This window comes from Longimonas haloalkaliphila (assembly GCF_055379825.1).
Genome location: NZ_AP043948.1, coordinates 1,515,099 through 1,541,030, shown reverse-complemented (window position 1 = coordinate 1,541,030; position 25,932 = coordinate 1,515,099). Strand labels below are relative to the sequence as shown.

General features: G+C 59.2%; 21 protein-coding genes. 11 read left to right on the top strand and 10 right to left on the bottom strand.

The annotated features are described in order from the left end of the window. The first annotated feature begins 73 nt into the window (after positions 1 to 73). From ACZ48V_RS06110 to ACZ48V_RS06095, 4 genes are all read left to right on the top strand, one after another. Positions 74 to 520, top strand: a complete 447-nt coding sequence (locus tag ACZ48V_RS06110; RefSeq protein ID WP_464542590.1) for a PPC domain-containing DNA-binding protein — start codon at positions 74 to 76, stop codon at positions 518 to 520. A 796-nt stretch (positions 521 to 1,316) separates the two neighbouring features. After that, positions 1,317 to 1,640, top strand: coding sequence for a hypothetical protein (locus ACZ48V_RS06105; protein WP_464542588.1), 324 nt, complete (start codon positions 1,317 to 1,319; stop codon positions 1,638 to 1,640). 90 nt (positions 1,641 to 1,730) lie between these two features. After that, entirely contained in the window at positions 1,731 to 2,105 is a 375-nt protein-coding gene (locus ACZ48V_RS06100; RefSeq protein ID WP_464542586.1) for a response regulator, read from the top strand. 126 nt (positions 2,106 to 2,231) lie between these two features. Beyond that, complete coding sequence (locus tag ACZ48V_RS06095; protein ID WP_464542584.1) at positions 2,232 to 3,236, top strand: helix-turn-helix domain-containing protein; 1,005 nt, start codon at positions 2,232 to 2,234, stop codon at positions 3,234 to 3,236. On the opposite strand, the gene ACZ48V_RS06090 is transcribed toward ACZ48V_RS06095, so the two are convergent. Then, a complete protein-coding gene (locus ACZ48V_RS06090) occupies positions 3,231 to 6,371 on the bottom strand; it encodes an efflux RND transporter permease subunit (protein WP_464542582.1) in 3,141 nt (1,046 codons plus the stop codon). The genes ACZ48V_RS06095 and ACZ48V_RS06090 overlap by 6 nt on opposite strands. 104 nt (positions 6,372 to 6,475) lie before the next feature. Next, a complete protein-coding gene (locus ACZ48V_RS06085) occupies positions 6,476 to 7,918 on the bottom strand; it encodes an efflux RND transporter periplasmic adaptor subunit (RefSeq protein ID WP_464542580.1) in 1,443 nt (480 codons plus the stop codon). Positions 7,919 to 8,621: 703 nt separating this feature from the next. On the opposite strand from ACZ48V_RS06085, the gene ACZ48V_RS06080 reads away from it, so the two are divergent. The 5 genes from ACZ48V_RS06080 to ACZ48V_RS06060 all read left to right on the top strand — a co-directional run bounded on the left by ACZ48V_RS06080 (position 8,622) and on the right by ACZ48V_RS06060 (position 14,613). Next, positions 8,622 to 9,794 (top strand): sensor histidine kinase, encoded by a 1,173-nt coding sequence (locus ACZ48V_RS06080; protein ID WP_464542578.1) that lies wholly within the window; start codon positions 8,622 to 8,624, stop codon positions 9,792 to 9,794. Beyond that, entirely contained in the window at positions 9,772 to 10,569 is a 798-nt protein-coding gene (locus ACZ48V_RS06075; protein ID WP_464542576.1) for a LytR/AlgR family response regulator transcription factor, read from the top strand. Before ACZ48V_RS06080 ends, ACZ48V_RS06075 begins: the two co-directional genes overlap by 23 nt. A gap of 45 nt (positions 10,570 to 10,614) precedes the next feature. After that, on the top strand, positions 10,615 to 11,244 hold the full coding sequence (locus ACZ48V_RS06070; RefSeq protein WP_464542574.1) for an IMPACT family protein: 630 nt from the start codon (positions 10,615 to 10,617) through the stop codon (positions 11,242 to 11,244). 608 nt (positions 11,245 to 11,852) lie between these two features. Then, entirely contained in the window at positions 11,853 to 13,451 is a 1,599-nt protein-coding gene (gene pckA, locus ACZ48V_RS06065) for a phosphoenolpyruvate carboxykinase (ATP) (RefSeq protein ID WP_464542572.1), read from the top strand. A gap of 220 nt (positions 13,452 to 13,671) precedes the next feature. Beyond that, positions 13,672 to 14,613 (top strand): tetratricopeptide repeat protein, encoded by a 942-nt coding sequence (locus tag ACZ48V_RS06060; RefSeq protein ID WP_464542570.1) that lies wholly within the window; start codon positions 13,672 to 13,674, stop codon positions 14,611 to 14,613. Between the two features lie 159 nt (positions 14,614 to 14,772). Here the strand turns inward: ACZ48V_RS06060 and ACZ48V_RS06055 are convergent, their stop codons facing one another. Together ACZ48V_RS06055 and ACZ48V_RS06050 are read right to left on the bottom strand one after the other, a co-directional pair. Then, positions 14,773 to 16,092: an HD domain-containing protein gene (locus tag ACZ48V_RS06055; RefSeq protein WP_464542568.1), complete on the bottom strand. Its 1,320-nt coding sequence runs from the start codon at positions 16,090 to 16,092 to the stop codon at positions 14,773 to 14,775. Between the two features lie 126 nt (positions 16,093 to 16,218). After that, positions 16,219 to 17,169 carry a PhoH family protein gene (locus tag ACZ48V_RS06050; RefSeq protein ID WP_464542566.1) on the bottom strand — a complete coding sequence of 317 codons (951 nt, stop codon included), beginning with the start codon at positions 17,167 to 17,169 and terminating at the stop codon, positions 16,219 to 16,221. Positions 17,170 to 17,261: 92 nt separating this feature from the next. On the opposite strand from ACZ48V_RS06050, the gene dapF reads away from it, so the two are divergent. Continuing rightward, positions 17,262 to 18,116, top strand: coding sequence for a diaminopimelate epimerase (gene dapF / locus ACZ48V_RS06045; protein WP_464542564.1), 855 nt, complete (start codon positions 17,262 to 17,264; stop codon positions 18,114 to 18,116). Between the two features lie 365 nt (positions 18,117 to 18,481). Here the strand turns inward: dapF and ACZ48V_RS06040 are convergent, their stop codons facing one another. After that, positions 18,482 to 20,164 carry a DEDD exonuclease domain-containing protein gene (locus ACZ48V_RS06040; protein WP_464542562.1) on the bottom strand — a complete coding sequence of 561 codons (1,683 nt, stop codon included), beginning with the start codon at positions 20,162 to 20,164 and terminating at the stop codon, positions 18,482 to 18,484. Between the two features lie 249 nt (positions 20,165 to 20,413). Between ACZ48V_RS06040 and mdh the strand changes: the two genes are divergently transcribed. Then, entirely contained in the window at positions 20,414 to 21,358 is a 945-nt protein-coding gene (gene mdh, locus ACZ48V_RS06035; RefSeq protein WP_464542560.1) for a malate dehydrogenase, read from the top strand. A gap of 134 nt (positions 21,359 to 21,492) precedes the next feature. On the opposite strand, the gene ACZ48V_RS06030 is transcribed toward mdh, so the two are convergent. The 5 genes from ACZ48V_RS06030 to rodA form a co-directional block, all read right to left on the bottom strand. Further along, positions 21,493 to 22,485, bottom strand: coding sequence for an NAD(P)H-quinone oxidoreductase (locus tag ACZ48V_RS06030; RefSeq protein ID WP_464542558.1), 993 nt, complete (start codon positions 22,483 to 22,485; stop codon positions 21,493 to 21,495). Between the two features lie 40 nt (positions 22,486 to 22,525). Beyond that, positions 22,526 to 23,338 (bottom strand): NRDE family protein, encoded by an 813-nt coding sequence (locus tag ACZ48V_RS06025; RefSeq protein ID WP_464542557.1) that lies wholly within the window; start codon positions 23,336 to 23,338, stop codon positions 22,526 to 22,528. A gap of 42 nt (positions 23,339 to 23,380) precedes the next feature. Then, positions 23,381 to 23,953 (bottom strand): tRNA 5-(aminomethyl)-2-thiouridylate-methyltransferase MnmM, encoded by a 573-nt coding sequence (mnmM, locus tag ACZ48V_RS06020; protein WP_464542555.1) that lies wholly within the window; start codon positions 23,951 to 23,953, stop codon positions 23,381 to 23,383. 210 nt (positions 23,954 to 24,163) lie between these two features. After that, positions 24,164 to 24,472: a hypothetical protein gene (locus tag ACZ48V_RS06015; protein ID WP_464542553.1), complete on the bottom strand. Its 309-nt coding sequence runs from the start codon at positions 24,470 to 24,472 to the stop codon at positions 24,164 to 24,166. Positions 24,473 to 24,668: 196 nt separating this feature from the next. After that, positions 24,669 to 25,931 carry a rod shape-determining protein RodA gene (gene rodA / locus ACZ48V_RS06010; RefSeq protein ID WP_464542551.1) on the bottom strand — a complete coding sequence of 421 codons (1,263 nt, stop codon included), beginning with the start codon at positions 25,929 to 25,931 and terminating at the stop codon, positions 24,669 to 24,671. Between the last annotated feature and the right edge of the window lies 1 nt (position 25,932).

Here is a 25,932-nt window from a genome sequence, read left to right as displayed (position 1 = left end):
GTATTTTTTTGGACGTTTTCTCAACGTACAATCGTCACCTACGCTCCCCTCCTCAAATACTACCCCAACGGACATGAACCATCGTGTACTTGACCTTACGCCTGCCGCTGCACATCTGCTCGTCTTTGATCAGCAAGCGGATTTCATGGAGGAGCTTACGGCTTTTGGAGAGCGTCGGTCTGTGCAGAGTGCCACGTTTCAGGGGATTGGTGCTTTTTCTTCGGCTACCTTGGCGTTTTTTGACCGGGATGCGCAACGCTACGATCCGATTGAGATAGCTACGCAGACCGAAGTGCTTCACGTGAGCGGAAACCTGACCCGCCACGAGGGAGAGATCCGCGTGCATGCCCATGCGACCCTGGGCTACCCGGATGGCTCCACGATAGGCGGACACCTGCTGCAGGCCACCGTCTGGCCTACGCTTGAGCTGCAGTGCCAGACGTATTCGACCCGCATAGGGCGCACGGACCACGAGGACATCGGCCTGCCGCTCATTCCGCAATCGTCGCCAGCGCAGTAGATAGGACTTTCGGGGTGTCCTCGTTGCAATGTGTTACGCGAGACCATTTCAAGTAGTGGGTCAATGGTAAGTGACTGTCGCTTGGGCGACATCATCGCAGTCCGCTGAGTGTTTTCAGACGCTGCCCAAACCGCTGCCCAACATACCGCCCAGCGATTATTACCCCCCAGAGCCACTTCTTCGACCGTTCCTGATATCGACCAGCTTCTCGTTGCACGAAAAATAGGCAGGTAGTTCTCTGTCACAGGTCAATCTCCGGGTAACACATGGCCACCTAACGTACCGAAAATAACTCACAACCTTGTCATTGCGAGCGCAGCGACGCAATCTCATGCGATCGGACCGGATGCAGCTGCCCAATCAACGGCATGAGATCGCCGCGTCGGTCGCAAGCTCCCTCCTCGCGATGACAATTTCGGACCCTAACATTCAGGTGTGACAGAACAGTAACGCACCTTCTCATTTGGCGCTTTGTAAGGGATATTTTTACGTTTCTTTTCTTTTGTAGGGATATCCCTTATCCTCTCTCAATTAACATTTTTGCTTTGTCAACTCCTTCACTTTTTGTCGCACAATCCTGCAACACACATCAGAATACTGACAGACTGAGTAACGCCATCTCTTTACTTTCATAATGTGTTATCCACCCTGGTTAGAATTGACCTATTATTCGCAGCCGCTACTCTTGCGCTGCGTAGACCAATCGACATGAATATACCTGTTTCCGATCTTCTGCTCGATGGCGAAGCCGAGGAGGTTTTGCCTGTTCCGCTTTCTTCGCGACAGATGGAGACAGATGGAGTACGTGCGTCGCCGCGCCAAAGCTCACGGCATTTCAGAACGGCAGTTTGTACGGTTCATCCTGAATAAGCTGCAAGAAGCCGATTCGGCTTTTTCCGATAAACCGTCGGAGCCGCCGCCTCGCAGGGCGCCTTCCTCATCAGAGAGCGAGCCGCCCGAATCATCCTCGGATGACAGTGGCGACACGGCACTTAATCGCCTGCGCAAACACCGGTCTTCATCTGACGCGCAGGGGGATCTTGAAACTTCAGGTAAGGACCCCGAAAACACGCCGTTTAATCGCTCCATGTTTGATTACCTCCGTGACGAATCTCCGTGATGTAACATGTAACGCAATAATCACACTATTATTTTACGACTTTATATTTCAATTATTAATTACAGCTTAAACAGTATTACTTGAACACGTATGTCGCCCCCAAATATTCTCCTTCTGGATGACGACGATGCCATTCTCCGCCTTGTAAGCCATCAGTTATCTACCGGCTACGCGCTATCGACATACCAGACCTGCAGGGCAGCCCGGCGTAGCCTTCAAGAGACCCCCTTCGATATACTCTTGCTCGATGTTCAGTTGCCCAATGGCAGCGGCTGTGATGTGCTGCACAGCGCCCGCACCCATCCTGAATCGTTGAACACGGAGACTCCTGCAATAGCGTTTACCGCCCATGTGCTTGGCGACATGCGCGAACGCCTGCTCAGTAAAGGATTCGATGCCTACCTCGCCAAACCCTTTCGTGCGGCCCAACTGGTCGGCACAATTGATTCGCTCCTACCAGCCTGACGGACTCGAGCTCTGTCCAGTGGTCTGGGGCGCTGTGCCTTCGCTCCACCTTGCAGCTCACTGGGCTTTGTGATGCCTCGCTTCCTCTCATAGCATCTACATGCCTTGACCCATCGCAACCGTTCTGTGCCCACAGTCTCACCATCCGAGTTTCACCGTTACATACCCGGCGAGCGGTTGGAGAGCATACGCCTTCCAGTCGCTCCAACCCGTTCCGAGTCAGTTCTCGTTGAGCGCTTTCGCATCCCTGGCGTCTCATCGTCTCATACGTTTCCCCGCCTGAAGAGCCACCTGCTCTCTGTCATCACACTGGGGCGCGCCAGCGGGCAATACAGTCTTGGGGACGATACCGACCTACACGAGATCGAAATTCAGGAAGAGGTGTCGCTCTTTCTTGCAGCTGGCACGTCTACGACGTGGGCCTGGGAAAATTGTGACGTAGAACTTGTTGTCACGTACATCCCGCCGCCGCTCATCTATTACTTTGTGTCGCTGCATGCGCTGGATCCGAGGCGCACAACGCTACGCTCTCACGTTTTCGAGAAAGACCGTGTGCTGTACCTGCTGGGACGTGCTCTCACCGAGTCTGTTGAGCCGTGTACCAACGATGGAAGCGGCGTTACGACTCGCGCGGTGGCGGGCGCGGTCGTCCGTGCTATGATTTTCCGCCTGCTCGTCACCGCCGATGCAGACCTGCCGCCCCTCATGCAGGCAAATCAAGGACCTCTTCCGGCGTCGGCACGGCGGTCTGTGCAGGAGCACATCCGTACGAACCTGGATGAGGACATTACCGTGGCCGATCTGGCCGACCATCTCGGTATGAGTCCATCTCACTTCAGCCGCCTCTTTAAGCAGACGGTGGGGCATACGCCTTATCGGTATGTGCTGCGTGAGCGTGTGCGGAGGGCCCAGCATCTGCTTGCCGAGACCGATCTCTCGATTGCCAATGTCGCCTTGCAGACCGGATTTTCAAATCAGAGCCACCTTACGCGCTGGTTTCGCCGCGTTACGCACACCACTCCTGCTTCGTACCGTAAGGCTATGAAAGCCGGTGAGACCTCTTCATCCAACCTCTCTGGCCCTGCCCCTGCTTCTGCACGTTCGGGAAAGAAGGATTCAAGGCGCTTATGACTTCGCTGGGCGCACTTCTGCGGGTCCTGGCTGCGGGAGCCATGACCAGTCGGGCAGGTAGCTTCGCACGCGCACGGCTGCGTTCTCGACAGAGATGTAGGCCACCGGGATGAGAACCAGCGTAATGAGCGTGGAGGCGAAGAGTCCGCCAATCACAACACGCGCCAGGGGCGCCTGAATATCACCTCCAGCGCCCAGTCCGATAGCCAGCGGAAGCAGCCCGAGCATCGTAGTGAGTGCGGTCATCAAGATAGGACGCAAGCGCAGACGCCCCGCCTCTACCACCGCCTCCGACAGCTCTAACCCGCGCTCGCGCCGCATGATATTGATGTAGTCCACAAGCACGATCGCATTGTTCACGACGATACCGATAAGCATGATGAGCCCCATAATGCTCTGAATGTTGACCGTGGTGCCCGTCAGGTAGAGCGTAGGCACGACTCCGACGAGAGCGAGCGGCACCGAGAACATGACGATAAACGGATCCAGAAAGCGTTCAAACTGCCCGGCCATCACCATATAGATCAGCAGGAGAGCCATCACGATAGCCAGCATAAAGTCGCGTTGTGCCTCTTGCTGCTCGCGGTACTCGCCTCCGAAGGTCAGCGAAAATTGCTCAGGCAGGTTCATCTGAGCAACCGTGCTCTGCGCCCGTTCTACGACGTCGTTCAGGTTCGAGTCGCTGGTCAGCGTTGCCGACAGGTAGGTCACACGCTGTCCGTTGATGCGCCTCACGGTGCTGGGTCCACGCCCCTCCTCAACCTGAACGAAGGCCGACGCCGGAATGGTACCGCCATCGGGGCTACGCACGGCGATGTTATCCAGGTCTTGCACGGTAAGTCGATCTTCGGGGCGCAGGCGCACAATGATCGGGAACTCATCGCCCTCGACTCGAAAGGCTCCGGCCCGCGTGCCAGCCAGGTTGGTCTGAATAGCGGTAGCTACGCCCTGCGTGGTGAGGCCTGCCTGCGCGATGCGCTCTCGATCAAAGAAAATATTCTGCTCGGGCTGGCCGCGATCTTCGCCCCCAACCTCCACGTCGGCGATACCGTCGAGCTGCTCCAGGCGATTTTTGATGTCGTCGCCGATAATCTGGGCCTGCTCCAGGTCGTACCCGCGCAGCTCCATTTCGAGTGAGGTTTCCTCGTCGCCCCCACCACTACTGAAGGCCCGGCGCAGCACCCAGAGTCCGGTACGAGCACGCACCCGTATCTCGACACCCGGCACGACGCCCTCAATGTTCTCGCGCAGGTAATCGGCCAGCTCCGAGGGCTCGGTGGTGCGCTCCCCTTCCGGACGCATCGCCAGGTCGATACGGGCACGGCTGCCGCGGATCTCCGTCGTCATGAACTGCACATCCTCCTCGGGCACCAGCGGTTTCACAACGTTCTCCAGCTCCTGCAGGTACGATTGCACCACCGCCAGATTCGTCCCTGAGTCCATGCTCATATCGATGCGGATCTCGTTGGCGTCGGTCTGCGGTGCCAGCTCAACCGGAAGCATGGGCCAGACAAACAGCGCTCCTGCCAGCAGCACCCCTGTCGATGCGAAAACCGTCTTCCGGTACGTAATGACTGTACGCAGCTTATCTTTGTACCACTCCTCCAGCTGCTGAAAGCGACGCTGGAAAGCCGACCGGGTTGAGGCATCCGGATTGGCCTCGTTCGTCAGGAAGCGACTCGCCAGCATAGGTACCAGGGTGAGCGCTACAAAGAGCGAACATACCAGCGAGAAGACCACCACAAGCGCCAGCGACTGAAAAAGCGACGCGCTGGTAGCCTGTGCAAAGACCAGCGGCAGAAAGATTACGGAAGTCGTGAGAGTCGACGCTACAATAGCCCCGGCTACCTCACGCGTCCCTATACTGGCCGCGTCGGGCAGACTTCGCCCGTTCTCTTCGCGGTGCCGCACAATGTTTTCGAGCACGACAATCGCATTATCCACGATAAGCCCTACCCCGAGCGCAAGTCCGCCAAACGTCATGATGTTCAGCGTAAGTCCCCCAAAGTAGAGGAGACCGAATGTTGCGATAATCGAGATGGGAATAGAGAGCGCAATGACAAATGTGGTAGAACCGTTGCGCAAAAACATGTAGAGGACAAATATCGCGAGCAATGCCCCCCAGAGCAACGAGCTCTGCACGCTGTCGATCGACGACTGAATGTATGTGCTCTGGTCGCTGATCACCGTAAGATGCATGTCATTACGTTCGGCGTTAACACGCTCCACCTCGGCCCGAACGCCATCGGCTACAGCAACCGTATTGGCATCGCTCTGCTTCTGGATACGCATCTGCACAATGGGCATCCCATCGAGCTCGGTCATCCGAAACGTGTCCTGATAGCCATCTTCTACATTGGCCACGTCGATCACCCGTATAGGCTGGCCTTCGGCGTAGGCGATGACGGTATTTCGGATCTCATCGACCGATGTGTATTCTCCAAGGGCCCGAACGTACATGTCTCGAAGTCCGTCTTTCACGTTACCGCCACCAACCACCGCGTTTTCGGATGCGATGGCCTGGCGCACCTCGTCGGCGGTCAGCCCTGAGGCCTGCAAGCGATCGCGCTTCAGATTGATCTGAATCTCGCGCTCAATCTCGCCGCGCAGCTCGATCGTACCCACACCGGGCACCTGCTCAATCCGCTTCGCCAGATCGCGCTGCAGGATGCGACTGAGCGTCTCCAGATCGTAGCGTGATTCGACGGCAATACTGACAACAGATGTCTGGTTCGGGTCGAACTTCCAGATGCGAGGCGGATCGGCATCTTCGGGCAGGCTTCGCCGCACCCGGTCGAGCGCATCTCGCAGGTCGTTGGTCGCCGCATCAAGGTTCGTCCCCTGAGCAAATTCCAGACTTACGCGGCTTGACCCCTGGCTGGAGCGCGACGTGAGGCGTTCCAGGTTCGGTACACCCGCTACCGCATTCTCGATAGGATCGGTGATGAGCGTCTCCATCTCCTCGGGGCCCACATTGCCGTATCCCGTAGCAACTGTAAGTCGGGGATATTCAATCTCCGGAAGCAGGTCTACCGGGAGATACCGGAAGCTCACGATGCCCAGTGTAATGATCACCAGAAAAAACATGCTGGTGGCCACCGGGCGACGGATCGATAGGTTCGTAATTGAAGCCATAGTATACAGCCTAAGTGTGCGACATGGGTAGTTCGTACAGCATGGTTCGTACAGTGCTGTGAAGCACATCACGGCTATGCCGTGTGCAGTGGGTTCTCAAGCAGTCAGCCCGAGGAGGAAGACGAGCCCGTGCGCTCGGTGTGGAAACGGGTTGACGTCGCGTCCTCATCCTCCGATGCGTCGTCCGTGGTATCGTTGGTGGCTGGCGTTGCTTCTGTCGAGCCGGTTCCAAATCGCTCTTCGCTCATGCGCTGCTGGCGCTCCAGAAAGTCGCGCAGCACGTCTTGCTCTTGCAGCCGCTGCAGGCTCACGATGCGCTCCCAGTCCATCGGGCGGACCCGCGCCTCCACCTCGCCCCCACGACGCATGAGAATTTCCTGCCCAACGGTCACGATCCAGGTACCTGGATCAATGCCCCGTACCCCGGCTACATCGCGCCCTTCTGCAATAATGTCGACCGGCTGAAAGCGTACCATGGTGGGCTCAGTCAGCGCCGCCCGTTCTTCTTCGCTCTCGGATGTACGCTCAATCGGGACTTCTTCGCTCAGTTCGGATGCTGTGAAGACTCCTTTCTCACCTGTACGTGGGTTCTCATAGATCGCGCTGCGCGGCACCAGCGTGGCCTGTTCACTTTCGCCGTACAGAATATCTACCTGTACAAACATGCCGGGGAGCAAGCGCTGGTCCTCGTTCGGCATGTCAATCTCAGCGCGTGCGCTATAGGTATCTGACTGCAAGAACGGTGAGATGCGACTTACCGTAGCGCGCAGAGGGCGGTCTTCCTGTCCGTCAGGACGCACTTCAACGGTCTGCCCCGCCTCGATCTGCCCAAAAAGCCGGTCGGGAATGGGTATGCGGATGCGCACGGTGCTCAGATCACCAATCACGAAGAGCAGGGTGTTGGTGTCTACGCGCTGCCCCTCTTGCACCTCCCGATTGCCGACGTACCCGCTAAATGGGGCACGTATAATCGTTTGCTGCAGATCTTCCTGACGCTCTTCAACGACGGCTTCAACCTGATCGACCCGTCCTTCAGCCTGATCAACGCTGGCTTCGGCCGAGGCTACCTGGGCCCGCACGCTTTCAAGCTCTTGCGGACTCTCAAACTCTTGTTCAACGAGCCGCTCTACCCGGTTCAGGCGGGCTTCAGTTTCGGCGAGGCTGGCGCGTGCCGAGCGCGCATCGGCTTGTGCAATACGGAGGTCCGCTTCGGCCTGGCGCAGACGGTCGCGGTAGGCTCGGTCGCGAAGCGAAACAAGCGGTGCCCCGGCTGCAACGTAATCTCCACTCTCGGCATGCACGCGCTCAACCCGCTCGCTGATCTCCGGGTACACATCCACCTGACGCTCTGCCCGAACGGTACCGCTCACGCGCGCCTCCAGCGGCAGTCCACCAAACTCAGACAGCACGGCCTCAACGGATGGGGGCTGGCGGTCGCCTTCGCCCCCCCCCCATCCGCCACGACCCTCTTCATCTTCAGCGCTGCCACACCCTGTACCAGCAACCAGGATGATGATCAGTGCGAGATACCCTGCTATTCGTTTCATAGACATACTTTTATTGGATCAACAAGATATGAGGTGCAACACATAAATGAAGGATGGACACGGCCAGTCGGCGGCTTGCAGCAACCTGTGGTGCTTTGCGTGTATAAACATGTAAACGTACATGCCTATTGATTATGTACACCAGTGCGCATCAAAGGATTATAACGATCTTGCCTTATCTGCTACTGATCTGTTTTCGCGTGGGCTCTCATCAGTATGATACTTTGAGTATGGAGCTCTGGGAGTATGGAGCTCTGGGAGTATGGAGCTCTGGGAGTATGGAGCTCTGGGCTCACGGACTGCAACCGCAATGCTCGATACTCGCTGCACTATACCGGGGCGCGGCAGCACACGTCAGCACAGCACACGTTACCACGTGACGGGCATGCCAGTAACGGGATGCAGCAAAAGTACCAGAAAGCACCGGCCTGTGCATTGCGGCATTACAACTGTATTGCAGCTTGGCATGCTGACTTGTACAATGACATGCACCTTATTCAGTTACATCTGCTGTCACAGACTTCGCGTGCGGCGTAATGAAAAGAAGGATTGCAATGGAATATGCATTCCTGTATCAAGTATGATACATTTGAATGCCCGAAAGCCCTTATCCGGGTGATACTTGGGTCATGTTGGCGACCAGGCACATTCTGTTGCCGTATTCATTTGCCTTAATCGACTGCACACCGTTCAACACGTTTTTATGGATCCTTCAGCCTCTTCGGGCACCCATCGCCGCTGGTCGACCTGGATGGAGCTTGCGGTCATTCTGGCCGTCTGGCTCGTTTTTGCTTCGCTGGTCGTGGGGCGCCTCTTCATCGACCCCGAACGCTCGGCCCGTCCTCCTATTACAGGCCCGTCTGACGTCTTCTGGCGCATGTCGATCTATCTAATGTGGGCCGCTATCACACCGCTCGTGTTCTGGCTCTCCAGCTACTCGGGGCTCGGACCAGCCCGGTCGCTCCGGCGCATCGTGCTCCATCTGATAACCGCTGTGGGTATTGCTACTGCGATGGATGCATACAGCAATATTGTGTACCAGTATGCTTTGCAGCCTATTGAGGAGCGGGAGGCCTTTTCGTCGATCGCTGCAAGTGCTTTTTACGACATCGCCCGGTTGGGCTTTCTGTGGGAGCTGATTATCTACTCGGCCGTGCTCGCTGTGGGGTTTGCGCGCGACTACTACCGCCGGTTCCAGGAGCGCCAGATGCAGGCGGCCCGCCTGCAGGCTCAGCTCACCGAGGCCCGGCTCGATGCCCTGCGCATGCAGATCAACCCCCACTTCCTGTTCAACACGCTTCATGCTATTTCGAGCATGGTAGAACGTAACCCCTCAGGGGTGCGCAAAATGGTAGCACGGCTGAGCGCGCTGCTCCGCCACACGCTCGACCACGACGGCGTGCAAGAGGTTACGCTCGCACGCGAACTCGACGTGCTCGATGACTACCTGGCCATCATGCAGGTGCGGTTCGAGCATCGCCTCAGTATTCGACGCGATGTAGACAGCAGCGTGCTCGACGCGATGGTACCCGACATGATTCTGCAACCTATTGTCGAGAACGCCATCAAACACGGAGTCACCCAGCGCTCCAGTCCCGGCTGGGTGCGTCTCGAAGCCCACCGCAACAACGACACGCTGCTGCTTGCCGTTGAAGACAATGGCCCTGGCACAGCACTTTCCGATACCTTGCCCAAAGGCGTAGGGCTCAACAACGTTCGCTCTCGCCTCGAGCAGATGTACGGCGACGCGGCCTCACTTACGCTCACCACCGGAAGCGAAGGCGGTGTGCGCGCCGAACTCACGCTTCCCTACCACACCCAAGCCAGTTTTGACGAACCAGTCTCCGTTGCTCATGACGAACTCACTCCAGCTTGACGTCCTTGTTGTCGACGATGAACCACCCGCTCAGCGACGCCTCACCGACCTGCTCGACGCCCGCAACGATGTCAGCGACGTTCAGATCTGCGACAACGGCCGGGCAGCCATAGAGGCAATCCGCACCCATAACCCGGACGTGGTCTTCCTCGACGTGCAGATGCCCGACTGCACCGGCATTGAGGTGGTTGATGCAATCGGTATCGACAACATGCCGGTTACCATCTTCGTGACGGCATACGACCAGCATGCTCTGAAGGCGTTCGAGCTGGCTGCTCTCGACTACCTGCTCAAACCGTTCGAAGACGAGCGTTTCCACGAAGCGCTCGACCGGGCAACCGATCAGGTACAGATGCGCTCGACCGATCAGCTTGAACATCAGCTTGAACGCCTGCTCAGCGCCGCCCGCCCCGACCTGACGTCCGACCGCGACGCGTACCTGCAGCGCATCCCAGTGCGCACGCGCAACGAGGTGCGCATCGTAACTGTGAGTAACATCACCTTCTTCGCAGCCGACGGTCCTTACGTACGCCTGCACCTGCGAAACGGCGATACGTACCTGATTCGCGAACGCATGAAGGTGCTCGAAGAGCAGCTCAGTCCGAAACAGTTCTGCCGCATCCACCGCTCTACTATCGTCAACCTCGACGACGTGGAGGCCGTCCTCCCCAACCACGACGATCGCTACATGGTGCGCCTCGAATCTGGGAAACGCCTGCGCGTAAGCCGCAGCCGACGCGACGCGTTCGAAGAGCGCTTCGGACTCACGACGTAGCCCTGCTTTGCACCGCTCTGTTCTCCTGCCAGGCAACCCGCCTACATGGTCGACTCCTATCGTACGCTTCGCAAAGCCGTGCAGACCGAGCTTAAACGGAAGGGCTCTCGCTTTATCGCAGAAGCGTATCCTGTCGAGGATGCTGCTGCCGCCGATGCTCAGATCGAATCTGTGCGTGCCCGCGAGCACCAGGCCACCCACCACTGCACCGCATATCGCGTAGGCCCCACCGGCGATACCTTCCGGTACGACGACGACGGCGAGCCGTCGGGCACGGCCGGACCGCCCATCCTGCAGCAGATTGATGCGCGCGATCTCACAAACACGCTCGTCGTAGTTACCCGGTACTACGGCGGCACCAACCTCGGCACGGGCGGACTGATTCGAGCCTACGGCGATGCAGCCTCCAACGCGCTTCGTGCCGCGGTCATCAAAGAAACTGTGATGCGCGTTCCCGTCGCCGTAACATTTCAGTACGACGACACCACCCCCGCCGAACAGGTACTTCGCCAGTTCGACACGGCACGGCTCAACGAATCGTATACCGACGTCACGCACTGGGTAATCGGGCTACGCCCCTCGCGCGTCGACGACTTTGTGGAGGCCATGACCAATGCACTGGGGGGACGCGCGACCATCGTGCCTGACCCGAAAAACCCGGGCGCTACAGACTGAAACATTGCCGTTCTGAATACCTTCGACCTCTACCCCACATCTTATCCCCACACCTGGTGCACAGTCGCGTTCAGCACATTCTCTTTCACTGCTGCCTGTACGTGAGCGCCTTTTTCTCTGTCTGCTCATCGTTGGAATCGGCGTTCTAAGCGTAGCCGGCCTGCCCCATGCAAGCACGGCTCAGAGCCTCGCCATTGATACAGTAAAATTGATACAGTAAATGAGTATGCAGGTAATCCGCATCTGCAAACGGACTACGTACCCGTCCTGACCAGAGAAAACGGCCCCCTGCTCTCAATCGTAGCTGGGTGGCGATGTTGCATGTAGGGGAAGCTGGAGCATTCTCCTGCGCACTACCGGCCAATGACTGGTCGCTGGCACGAGCCGGCTATCGCACGCAACCGGCTTTTCTATTGGCCTTGGGCGCATACCGTGTAGGAGTCTTCCCCACGTACACCCCCCTCCAATTCCCGTCGTTCATTTGTCTTGTTCCCTACCTTGCACACGGGCGGTATATCACGTAGCATATAGGCGCAGGCAACTTTCTACTTCTGCGCCCAACCAACCGGTTTTGTCTGTCCATCCTCTTTTCCAATCGCCCCATTGTTATGTCTGATATCAATCTCAAGCAGTACGGTATAGATGTTGGCACAGTCCTACGCAACGCTGATCCGGCTCGCCTCTACGAAGAGGCCATCCAGCTCGACCCGACGGCAGCCATCGCCAATACCGGTGCGCTGACCATCCGCTCGGGCGAGAAAACCGGTCGCAGCCCTGCTGACAAGCGCATCGTGAAACACCCCGAAAGCGCCGACGACATCTGGTGGGGGCCGATCAACATGGATATCGATGCCGAGACCTTCGAGATCAATCGGGAGCGTGCGCAGGATTACCTCAACACGCGCGAGCGCCTCTACGTAATCGACGGATTTGCCGGCTGGGATCCCCAGCATCAGCTCAAGGTGCGCATCATCTGTTCGCGTCCGTACCACGCGCTGTTTATGCACAACATGCTCATCCGCCCGACCCAGGAGGAGCTGGCTAACTTCGGGGAACCGGACTTTGTCATCTACAACTCGGGCGAGTTTCCGGCCAACCGCCAGACCAGACACATGAGCTCGAAAACGAGCGTCGACCTCTCGTTCGAAGACAACGAGATGGTGATTCTGGGTACCGAGTACGCAGGCGAAATGAAGAAAGGCGTCTTCACCGTCATGCATTACCTCATGCCTAAGCGCGACGTGCTCTCCATGCACTGCTCAGCGAACGAGGGGGTTGAGGATGAAGACGTAACGCTCTTCTTCGGACTCAGCGGCACCGGTAAAACAACCCTTTCGGCCGATGCCAACCGTCGCCTTATTGGCGATGATGAACACTGCTGGAGCGATGACGGCGTCTTCAACATTGAGGGCGGCTGCTATGCGAAGGCGATCGGACTTACGCCCGAAAGCGAGCCTGAAATATACAATGCCATCCGCTATGGCACGCTGCTGGAGAACGTGGTCTTCGACGAAGAAACGCGCGAGGTCGACTACGACGACACCTCCATCACGCAGAATACCCGCGCCTCGTATCCGCTGGAGTACATTCCAAACGTCAAGATTCCGTCGGTAGGCGGCCACCCTGACAACATCATCTTCCTCACGTACGACGCGTTCGGCGTGATGCCTCCCGTGAGCAAGCTCACGCCCGAGCAGGCCATGTACCACTTTATCAGCGGATATACCGCCAAGGTAGCCGGCACCGAGATGGGTGTTACCGAGCCCAAAGCCACGTTTAGCGCCTGCTTTGGCGCCGCGTTCCTGGTCTGGCACCCAAGCAAGTACGCTGAGATGCTGGCCGAGAAGATGCGTGCCCACAACGCCGAAGCCTGGCTCGTAAACACCGGCATCACAGGCGGCCCGTACGGCACCGGCCACCGCGTGCCGCTGAAGTACACCCGCGCCATTATCGACGCCATCCACGACGGGTCGCTGGCAGCGTCCGATATGCAGTCCGACCCGACCTTCGGGTTCAACGTACCAACCACGTGCCCGAACGTCCCCGACGAGATCCTCATCCCCCGCAACACGTGGGACGACAAGGCCGCCTACGACAAGCAGGCCGAGAAGCTCACCGGGCTCTTCGCCGAGCACTTTGAACAGTACGCCGACATCGCTGGCGAACAGATTTCCGCTGCCGGGCCCAATCCCAAGAGCATCGCGTAACACACGCGCTGTGACTAACACGGCGCCCCCACGGTGCATACCACACTGCGCAGCCGGAGTCCGATCCAGGACTTCGGCTGCGTTTTTGGTTGAGCACCTTGCACAAATGAGAGCGTCCTCGTATCTTTTATTTGCGTATTCCTCAGTTCCAAAAGCGGTGGCGCATGTCTTGGCCGCCCGTTTTGCCGCCTTACACTCTATTCTGATTCGATTCTGAACGATGCCCTGTCTGTTCTTTCCCTCCTTGCGCTACGTAGCACTTTTCGCATCCCTGAACGCTGTAGTCATCGGATGGGCCCTGCTTCCCACCCATGTCGCAGAGGCGCAGTCAATTCATGCAGGCGAGGAGGCGCTGGCCGCTGAGAACTATGAACAGGCGCACCAGATCTTTGAACTGCTTGCTGAAGACGGGAGCGCCCATGCGCAGTACCGAATGGGGTATTTGCACCAGACGGGGAGCGGAGTCCCCAAGAATGATGACGCTGCCTACTCCTGGTACTATCGTGTCCTGGAGCACGACACGGACAACCCGCCGGAGAATACACCTTATGACCCAGTTGCGCGTGCCTACAACAACCTGGCGGTGCTGTACAGCACTGGCGGTTCTATAGGTCGCGACTGCAAACGGGCCTATGAGTACTACCGTGCCAGCGCCAGGCGAGGCCTTCCCGAAGGCCAGTATGGCATGGCTACCATGCTGACGGGAGATGCCTGCTTCAACGATGCGCATGACGACATGGCGGTGCAGCTCATGGCGGTGCAGCTGTACCAGGAAGCAGCAAGTGCCGGGCTGGCGGAAGCACAGTATAAACTGGGGGTGCACTACTGCACCGGCCGAGGGGTTGAGCAGAGCCACGCTACCGCAGCTATCTGGTGGCGAGAGGCTGCGACGCAGGGCTACAGACGCGCCCAGATTCGTCTTGCAGATCGGTATATGCAAGGCAACGGCTTGCCTCAAGACGATGTACAGGCATACGTCTGGCTGTCGCGTACGATCGCAAACACATGCTGCGGAACGGACGTCGCTGAAGGCGTCCAAGACGCTCTGCTCCAGCTCAAGAGTCGCATGAACGAGGAGCAACGTACCCGCGCCGAGGCCATGTTGCATGAAGCGCCCCCTGGTTCAGATCCAGCCGTCAGGCCTACAGATTCGGGCGAGTAAACTAACTGTGGTTGTAGAGGGAAACCGGGGAGCCCCGCGAAGACATCCGGTGGGCCCTTCCTCGGAAGGATAGAGAGGAAATACGGGGCTGCCCGCTCTCAGCATTCAATCTCGGTATTTAGGCATGCCAGAGCACGAAGGGGCTGGAATGGCTCCGGCTTACCCCGAAACCGCCCCGACGTCTACCCTCGCCGACTTCGGATACGACACGTAGGGCTTTACCACGGTGTCGTTTAGCTCAGCAATGGAGGCGGTGTCGGCCATCTGCGAGAGCTCGCGCAGCGTGCCGGAGCGGTCCAAAATGGCAATGGGGTCGTGGTTCGTCGCATAGGCCGCGTGGCGCGAGCGGTCGATATGGAGATAGAACGGCAGGTCGTCGCCAACGGTCGCACGAGTGGACAATCCCTCTTGAAGCAGCCAGTCGCGCACGGTCGCCTGCCAGGCCGCTTTATCGGCATCGGCCGGCGCATCCCCCAGAAAGGTGACCCGGAAGAAGTCGCGGTTGATGAACCGCCGCGCCAGATCCGCCAGCACGGGGTCATCGGACTCCATCCACTGCTTGAGGCTGAAGAGCACGTCGGTATCGTCGAGCTGGCAGTAGTGGGTGCGCACCGTATCGGTATCCAGCTGGTCGGCGGTGATGTCGTGCTCCAGGAAGAAGCAGAGGCTGCGGCTGCCCGCACGGATCGTGTCGGTTTCAGACGATCCGGCACGCAGGTGACGCCGCGCGCGCCGCAGCGCCGCATGCAGCACCCGGTCGCCCGCCAGCACGGTCTTATGCAGGTAGACCTGCCAGTACATCAGGCGCCGCGAGATCAGAAAGTTTTCTACCGCGTAGATGCCTTTGCTCTCAACGGTAATCCGCGAATCCGTCCCGCCCTGCATCGGATGCACGCGCAGCGTCTTGATGATGCGCTGCACGCCCACCTCGCCCTCGGCCACACCCGTGTAAAACGCGTCGCGCCGCAGATAGTCGAGGCGATCCATGTCGAGCTGACTCGACACCAGCTGGTGCATCCATGGACGCGCGTGGGTGCCGTCAAAGATCTCAATTGCGGTGCTGAGTGCCCCGTCGAAGCGCTCGTTCAAGTGCACCAGCAACACGCGGCTCATCTCCTCGTGGTGGAAGTCGCGGATCAACTCGTGTTCCAGCGTATGCGAAAACGCGCCGTGCCCCACGTCGTGCAAGAGCGCCGCAGCCAGCGCAGCGGTGTGCTCCTCAGGTGCAATGGGCGTACCCTTATTTGAGAGACTCGTGAGTGCGTCATGCATCAGCGCCATCGCACCCAGGGCGTGGTTAAACCGCGTGTGCTCAGCGCCCGGAAACACCAGGTGCCCCACCCCCAGCTGACGAATGCGCCGCAGCCGCTGCACCTCAGGCGTCTGGATCAGGTCCATGATCAGGTTCTTTGGCACCGAGATAAACCCGTGCACCGGATCCGAGAAGATCTTAAAGCGCTGCTGAGCAGACAGAGACACAGAAATGGGGGCCGTGATGAGGAAAACAGGCAAGGGGAAAGCGAACGCTCGGCTTATCGTGCCGGGCTTGATGGCTGCATGAGCCCACTCATCGCTTTCGAGCGGGCCCTAACGGTCGCGCGTCCGCTACTCATGCTCTTCGTACGCGGCGATAATCTCGCGCACCAGGCGATGACGCACCACGTCTTTGGGCGTCAGATAGACAAAGTCAATGCCCTCAATGCCCTCCAGGATGTGCTGCACCTGCACGAGCCCGCTCTTGCTCCGGTTCTTGAGGTCGGTCTGCGTCACGTCGCCCGTTACAATCGTGCGGCTGTTAGGCCCCAGGCGCGTCAAGAACATCTTCATCTGACGGGTCGTCGCATTCTGGGCCTCATCCAGAATGACGAAGGCCGACTTCATGGTTCGACCGCGCATGTACGCGAGCGGCACAATCTCAACCCGGTTGGTCTCGATGTACTCGGCCAGCTGCTCGTGCGGCATCATATCGCCCAGCGCGTCGTAAAGCGGCTGCAGGTACGGGTCGATCTTCTCGTAGAAGTCGCCCGGAAGAAACCCGAGCTGTTCGCCTGCTTCTACAGCCGGGCGCGCCAGCACGATCTTCTTTACGCGATGCTCACGAAGGGCCGCTACAGCCATCGCTACCGCCATATACGTTTTCCCCGTCCCTGCCGGACCAATCGCAAACACGACGTCATTCTTCTGGGCCGCCTCGACCAGACGCGCCTGGTTTGGCGTACGCGGCTGGATCGCCTCGCCCGACGGCGTGTGAAGCACCACCGTATTCGGACCGGTGGGCGCAGCAGGCGGAGCCCCGTCGGACTGCTCCAGTGCAAGGACGGTGTCAACGTCTTCTTCTGCCAGCGCGTCGTTGCGCTCCAGAAGCACCATAAGCTCTTTGAAGACCGCCTCCACGGCATCGATCGTATCCTCGGGCCCTTCAACATACACGGTGGTTCCGCGTGCTGTTATCGAGGCATCGGGGAACGCCTCTTCAACCTTGCGCAGGTGAAGGTCGTTGAATCCGAAAAGAAGGAGCGGGTCGGTATCGTTTATGCTAAACCGTTTCTCAGCCAAGGACAGCGGGAGAGCCAAGTTAAGGAAAACTACGAATGAGGGGTTATGCCTCGTAGCGTCTATTATGTACCGTTTCAGTGTTTGTTTGCACTATGCCTAACCTGATTGTATCGTTTACGAAAATGGAAGGAGCGGGTAACGACTTTGTTGTGCTCGATAACCGCTTCTACCGGTTCACGTATCCAGAGCTGCAGCAGCTGGCTGCCCGGTGGTGCGACCGCCGGCGCGGAATCGGGGCCGACGGCCTCCTCGCCCTCGACCCGGTCGCCCCAGAGGATGCATCTACCGCCGACTTCCGGATGCGCTACGTGAACGCTGATGGGTCGCACGCCACGATGTGCGGCAACGGCGCTCGCTGCCTGGCGCGCTTCGCCTACGAAGCAGGCATTGGCGACTCGCGACTCGTTTTTGAGACCGACGCCGGACGCTACGCAGCCGATGTGCCTGACGCTGCCGATGCGCCTGTTCGCCTGTGGGTGCCTGCGCCCTCGCGCTACGAGGCCAACTGCTCGCTTCACGACGTCCATGAACACCCGCTAACATGGCATCAGATCTGGTCGGGCACCGAGCACGTCGTTGCCTTTACAGACAACCTTGACGACCAGCCGCTCGCTACGATGGCCCCGCCCGTGCGCCACGATGAGGCGTTTGCCCCAGAGGGCACGAACGTAAACCTGGCCCATGTCGAAGACGACTATACCCTGCGCATGCGTACATATGAGAAGGGCGTAGAAGCAGAAACGCTCGCCTGCGGCACGGGCGTGGTGGGTACGGCTGCTGTGGCCCTGAAGCAGCGCTACGTTTCGGCACCGGTCACCGTGCACACCCCGGGAGGCACATTCGAGGTCGGCCCAGCTTCTGACCCGGAAACGCCCGCCCCATGGTACCTCGACGGACCCGCCCGCGCTGTCTATCAGGGCACGTTCGAGCACGTACCGCAAGCGTGAACGCTGCACCTGAACCCACTCCGCGTGCTCCGTTGCCCCAGAGAGAGGCGATACCGCAATGCGGAAACCGGGTCTGATGTAATGACTGCATCGCTCTCAGAAGAACGCCCACTCAACAAAAAACGCGCAGGCTCCCCTGTCCCCCGTGGGAAGCACTGCGCGTGCTGCGTCAAAACCGTTGCCGAGTCCGGCAGGGCTCGACGCAATGTGGAAGGTCAGGGCAGGACTCCCCGACCATTTAACCAAGCGCACTACGCCTGCCCAACCGGACACGCAGTCCAGAAAAGTTTTTTCAGCCCCCATAGAGCACCGGATATATGGATATATCCAGCCTGAGGGCGCCACAAGTTACCATCTCAGTCAGTCTACAGCGCCGTCCAGGCGCGTTGCACACGCCTGTAGAACCTGTCTCTATCGCCATCCCACGTTACAACCTGAACGCGATCGCGCTTTCGGTAGAGCCAGTGCATGCACAGCCGGATCTCGTCGATGGCCCGCTTCGAAAATACGTCGCCGTTTGCCGATGTAGCCAGCCACTTTGATATCGGCTCGTCCAGGTCGAGACGTGTTTCCTGGTCTCGGTGGGATGCAACCGTATCCGCCTCGTAGGTTGTAGTGCCACGCAGACGCCCATGATGCACCCAGAGCCCGTGCACGCGGCCCGACACGTCGTCGACATACCAGATGACGCCCTGACGCTCGCGGATAGGCGCCTGCCAGAGACGCTGCCGGCGCACGAACCGCTCGACCGCTTCGTGGCCATCGCGAAACTGAGCCGCCCGCTCAAAATCAAGTCGCTCCGAGGCCTCTTGCATCCGCGTGTGCAGATAGTCGAGCAGCTCGGTAGAGCGCCCCTGCAGGAACGTTTCGAGCGCGTCGACCGACTCGGTGTAGGCCGTATCTACATCGTCTTCGCAGGGCGCCAGGCAGCGATCCATGTCAGCATAGAGGCAGCGCTGCCCGAGGCGGAGCGTGTCGTCGTCGCACTCGCGTAGCGGATACAGCCGCGCAGCCATATCGATGATAAGCTCGGCCTGGTCGGCGTTACGCACCGGTCCGTAGTAGGCTGCCTCCGGCTCCTGCATCCGGTACGACCAGCCCAGTTGCGGGTAGTCGTCGGTGCGGTTGAGCATGAGAAAGGGGCGGCGACGGTAGCGCCGCTGTGCCCGGTTGTACGTAGGCTTCTCCTCTTTTATAAGACGTGACTCCAACAGGAGCGCCTCCAGTTCAGTGTCGGTCGTCTGCCACGTGATCGTACGCGCTTTCTTGACCAGCTTGCGCGTGCGCGCCGGCTTCGATTCGATTCCGGTAAAGTAGTTGCGCACCCGGTTCGACAGCTGCTTGGCTTTGCCGATGTACAGCGTGGTGCCGTTGCTCGCCTTAAAGAAGTAGACCCCGGGCGCGTCGGGAATATCGGGCAGCACCTCGTTGCGCAGCCGCTCCACATGTGCCGGTGGCTTGCGGACGTTACGGTATGAGCGCCCTTGAAAGCGCATAAGCTCGTCGAGCGTGTCGATGCCATGCTCAAAGGCGCATTGGTTCAGGAAGCGCAGCAAGATACGTCCGGTAGCCTCCGCATCCCCCAGGGCCCGGTGGCGCCCGTTTACACGCACGTTGTAAAAGGTCGAGAGTGCCGAGAGCCCGCGCGACTTGAGCCCGGGTAGCAGGCGACGGGCCAGGCGCAGCGAGCAAAGCGTCTGGTTACCAATCGATTTACGCCCGAGCCGGCCCAGTTCAGCATTCAGAAAACGCTCATCAAACGACAGGTTGTGCGCGACCAGCACGCCCTCCCCCAGAAAGTCGAGGTAGGCAGGCATCACATCAGCCATAGGAGGCGCATCCATCACCATCGCGGTGCTGATGCCTGTGAGCCGCTGAATGTTTTTGGGCACGGTGCGGTCGGGGTTGACCAGCGACTGAAAGCGCTCGACGACCTCGCCGTGCTGTACCTTCACCGCACCAATCTCGATAACCCGATCCCGCTCTTTTTTAGGGCCGGTCGTCTCGGTATCGGTGACGATAAAGCAGGTCTGGTCGAGGGTGGACATGGCGGTGCGCTAACAGCAAACAACAACGGCGGCGGTTGGGGGGGCTGGCATTGAGCCTCGGGAGAGGCATAACGCTTCCAGAACATCGAGAAGGTAACATACCAAATGCTTACAGGGTCTACAACCGACAGGCGGCTGCGCGTTGCCATATTGCTCCTTCTTTTTGCGAAATATTGGCTACAATAGCAAGATAGCCCTGCTATACTTAAGCGTCTGTATCCCCTTTCTTTTCAGAGACTCCCCAGTGTTATGAAAGTCACAGTTATTGGCGCTGGCAACGTAGGCGCAACCGTCGCCGAATGCGTTGCTCGCAAAGACATGGTCCAAGAAGTAGTTACGGTAGACATCAAAGACGGCGTGCCGCAGGGCAAAGCGCTCGACATGGTCGAGTCGTCTCCCATCCACGGCTTTGATACGTACATCACGGGTACGACCGACTACGAAGACACCGCCGATTCCGAGGTCTGCATCATCACCGCTGGCCTGCCACGTAAGCCGGGCATGAGCCGCGACGACCTGCTGGCCAAAAACGCAAACATTGTAAAGAGCGTAACGGAGCAGTTCGTAGCACATAGCCCCGATGCCACGATCATTGTGGTGTCGAACCCGCTCGACGTAATGACCTACGTCGCGTATGAAGCCAGTGGATTCCCCGCAGAGCGCGTTATGGGTATGGCCGGTGTGCTCGACACCGCGCGCTACCGCGCATTCATTGCCAACGAGCTTGGCGTATCGGTGCGTGACATTCAAGCGCTTCTCATGGGCGGCCACGGCGATACGATGGTGCCCCTGCCCCGGTATACCACGATTGGCGGCATCCCTCTTCCCCAGTGGCTCGACGACGAAACCATCGATGCCATTGTGGAACGCACCAAAGGCGGCGGTGGCGAGATCGTTGACCTTATGGGAACGTCTGCCTGGTACGCACCCGGCGCAGCCGCTGCGGAAATGACCGAGGCTATCATCAAAGACAATGGCCGCGTGCTGCCCGCCGCCGCGTACGTAGACGGCGAGTACGACCTGGAAGGGTTCTTCATCGGCGTGCCCATCGTGCTGGGAGCCGGGGGCGTTGAGGAGATCATCGAAGTCGAGCTCAACGACGACGAGCGCGCCCTGCTCGACACCTCGGCCGAGCATGTGCAGGCTAACCTCGACACGCTACAGCGCCTCATCGACGAGGGCGAGGTCAAGTAACGAAGTAGCGTAGCCTGTCCTCTATGCGATCCGGCTGGCTACTGAGCTGCACGCCCCCGCATCTGTCTGCTTCTACTGCAGGAGGATGCGGGGGCGTTTCTGTTAGACGGCGAGCTGTCACGGGGCTCCGAGCGCTACGCATCCACCTGAAGCACGATCTTACCCGCGTTGGCATTCTCTTCCATACGGCGGTGTGCCTCTACGACATCGGCCCAATCCATGACCGAGTCGATGACCGGCGCCACCGTGCCGCCGCTCCAGTGCGGGTAGACGTCGGCCATAAAGTCGCGGATGAGTTGGGCTTTGTACGCATCAGACCGGCGGCGCAGAGTCGAGGCGTAAACGTGAACGCGCTTGGCCATGAGCGCCCGTAGCGACATTTCTTTGACCGTACTACCGCCCATAGTCGCCAGTTGCACGAGGCGCCCATCGGTCGCCATCACGTCGATGTTGCGGTTGAAGTACGGCGCGCCCACGAAGTCGATCACGACGTTGACCCCTTGCTGCTGCGTGATAGCGGGCACCCGCTCAACAAAGTCGTCTTCGGTGTAATCGATGGCATGGTCTGCGCCCACCCCGTGGCAGGTTGGATGTTTCGCCCTCGAAGCGGTAACGATGATGGTGGCATCCTGCAGCCGTGCCAGCTGTGTAGCTGCAGTACCTACGCCGCTGGCCCCTGCGTGAATGAGTACGGTTTCGCCTTGCTGCAGGTCGGCCAGCCAGTGGAGCGCCTGGTAGGCAGTCAGGAACACCTCAGGCATTGCAGCGGCCTGGGTCATGTCGACCGCATCGGGCACCGGGATGAGGTGATCGGCCCGCACGACTGCGTACTCGGCATATCCGCCTCCTGCAAGCAGCGCACACACCCGGTCGCCCGGTACCCAGTCGGCAACAGCCTCGCCGACGGCATCGACAACGCCTGCCGCCTCCAGCCCGAGCGTGTCGGGCGCTCCTTCTGGCGGTGGGTAGTGCCCACGCCGCTGGTAGGTGTCGGCCCGGTTCAGCGCAGTCGCCTGCACACGAATGCGCACCTCATGAGGCCCCGGTTCTGGACGCTCAACAGAGCCGATAGTCATCTCGTCGGGATCGCCAGGGGTTTCGACAACAACAGCACGCATGGTAGCCATAGGTCATGTAGCACGTTGTGAGAGGATCGCGATACCATTGCTACGCAGGCTGAAGTATGTCGTTTGGTGCGCTTCGGGCTGTCTCGGCAGGCTCCGACGCAGACGGATCGCACGTAAAGGTGCGTGTGGTGGCTTCTCGCCCGTACACGTAGAGCCGCTCCGCAAACAGGAAACGTCCGCTCCGATGCTGCAGCATGACGGTGGAGGCGCGGGTGCCGTACGCCTCCCCTGAAATAAACATCGACGAGACCTGGCGCTCCTTTTCGGGAGGAAGTCCGGTGTCGGGGAGGAGCGAGTCTGGAGCCGGCACATGGTCATAGAGCGCATCGAGCAGGTGCTCAGGATGTACGGTGTCGCCGAGCGCGTCGATGATACGCTGCTTGCCCCGGTTAACCTTGTGCCACGGCGTATCGAGATGGGCATTGCTTAGCCCGTGCCAGCCGGGCTCTACAACCTGCGGGGCACGATCGGGGTGAGCCATGTAGTAGGCCGTACTTCCGCGCCCGAAAAGCAGGTTGAACGGGGCACGTGGTGTAAGCTGGCGCAAGGCCGACAGGTAGTGCTCGGGCGCCGTGTCGTCGCGCAGGTAATCTGTGACAACCGTGCCACGCGTAGGGCCGTCTGGAAACGTGCGGTGCAGGTCGCGGATGTTAGTCAGCGCGGCCCACCGCCCGTCGCATGTGAGCCCGCACCAGGTACCGCCTGCTTTCAGGTCGCGCCCGGCACAGATGTGAGGCGCACTTGGCCACCACTGGGCCGGACGGGTCGGTCGCGCATAGAACTCATCGCGGTTACTCGCCATGATGAGCGGATAATCGGGATGGGCTTCCAGACCCAGAATGATCAGGCACATAGGCAGATTTTTACTCGCTACGCGGGTTACGGAAGTGAGGAACTAACGGTCTGAGGCGGGAGGAACGGAAATGCCCCATAGCAGCGGAGCATCTGGGCCTGCGCTGTACATACGGCTCTGCAGAATGCGGAGGGAATCGCGCCGTGCATCAAGCCAGGTACGTACACGCTCGGCCTCTTCTGGCCCGCCGTCGTGGCCCCGGTATGCGACTACGGTGATAAGCCCGCCCTCTGTCATGAGCGCCTGTGCTGCATCGAGCGCGGCATAGGTCGTATCGGGGCGTGTGATGCGGGTGTGGTCATGCCCTGGCAGGTATCCCAGGTTAAACATGATGGCATGTACGGGGCCTGAGACGTGTGCCCGCATGGTTTCGTGCCCGGCCTGCACGATTGTTACGCGGTCGGATACCTTTTCCTGTGCGCATCGCCGCCGGGTGGAGGCGCACGCAGCCTCTTGCACGTCAAAAGCAGTTACGTGTCCGGAGTCCCCAACGTGCTTCGCCAGAAACACCGTGTCGTGTCCGTTGCCGGCTGTTGCGTCAACGGCGAGGTGGCCAGGTTTGAGATGGGTGGCCATCCACTGGTGGGCGATGGTAGTGAGTGCGGGAAGAGCCATGCATAGAGCGCCTCGTGCAGCGCTTGCGATTAGGGGAAAAGCTGTCACATAGCGTTCGCCTCTCTGGCTGTGCATGTTCCGGTTAGACAGCTTACGTGAGGCTGCAGTGCTTCATCCCCGTCCAGAATTGCCCTTCATGCCTCCCCCCTGTGGCCATCCGACGTGCCTTGCGATATGGCCTGTACGGTACGGCAGGCCACGTTCAGTCACTTACTGTGCCGGCTCCACTTCCACGATTTGTCCGTTGGGAAGGATACGCTCATTGGGACCGGGACGCACGGTGGGGAAGTCGCTCAGGCGCATGTCAGGATTCCGGTCTTTGGGTACGTAGTGTACATGGTCGCCATGCGGCACTTCCAGATAGGGTTGATCGGGGAAGGGATCGATCATCTCATACACCACAAACGCGAAGAAAAGAGCCGCGAAACCGATTACAATCCAGCGGCGCACCGACCAGCCCGAGGTGCTTTTCTTGTTGGCTTGCGTCGAATCTTTTGCCGAGGGAGAGGATGCAGCCATAGCGTTACGTTACCGCGATTGCCAGACAGGTTGAGTGTGTATTACATGCGTAGTTACGATACCGGGGGGTCTTCGTTTCTGGATGATATGCAGATATTGCGTTTGTTCTTCCGAAAACGGGTTTATGGTCTTGCAGGGTGGTATCGGGTCGTCTTGCGGTTTGTATCCATATTTGCCTCCGTATTCGCATCCATAGTTAATAGCCATAGATAGACAGCGAATCACGTCGCATATGGATGCTCACCACGATTGCCAAGAGCAGCGTATATGACACAAGTGCTGAGCCTCCGTACGAAAGAAACGGAAGCGGGAGGCCCACAACGGGCATCAGGCCCATGACCATCCCAAGGTTGATAACCGTATGGATGAGGTACACCCCAACGGCTCCTGCTGCCACGAGGCTTCCGAACGGATGCTTTGAATCGGCCCCCAGCTTAATGAGACGCAGCAGGAAAAAGCCCATCACGATTAAGACCAGTCCGCCCCCGACCAGACCAAACTCCTCGGCGATTACGCTAAACACGAAGTCAGTCGACTGCTCCGGGATATAGGCCCCCTGCGTCTGCGTGCCTTCCATGAAGCCCTTGCCCCAGATCCCTCCGGATCCAATTGCTGCCTTTGATTGCACGAGATGGAAGCCGACGCCCTGTCTGAATTCCTCTGCCTCGGGGTTCGTAAACGATATGATGCGAGCCACCTGGTGAGGGCGCAGCACGTGTACCAGTGCGAACGAAGCAATTGCTCCTGCAGCAGCGGTTAGCCCCCCTGCGAGAAGGGTCAGCATGCGATGGTGCGTACCGATCCACATTCCGGTTGTAAAGATCACGACGACGGCCACGGCGGCCCATACGCTGAGCAGGCCCGCGTACAGGGCAAGTCCGGGCACGATCATCAGCAGAATCAGCGAGATGGGAAGCCCTCCCCAGAAGAGCACAATCGGGATGAGTCCGATAAACACCAGCGCGGTGCCGGTATCGTTCTGAAGCAGCACGAGCACTGCAGGCACGGCTACCAGCGCAGCGGCGCGGAGCACGTATCCGAGATGCTGAGCCGATACAGCACGCCGATCGGAGAGCAGCCGGGCTACGGCCAGGACCGTACCGACCTTAGCAAGCTCTGAGGCCTGCAACCGAATCGGGCCGAGGGCAAGCCAGCGCGTGCCGCCTCCCACCTCACGCCCCATGAAGATGGTCGCAATCAGAAGAACCAGCGTGAGTCCATACAGAGGGTAGGCTCCCAGCATGAGCGTGCGCGGTGTAAGCAGCATAATCCCGGCAAGCACCCCGGCTGCTACGACGAGCCAGGCAAGCTGCCGGTAGAAATTCTGCTGCACCGACGCATGCAGATGCTCGGATCCGGGTCCGTGCGTGCTGCTGTAAATGGCAACCAGCCCCATCCCGACCAGCACAAGCCAGGACAGTACAGTTAGCCAGTCAATGTTGCGGTACCAGGCGTTCATG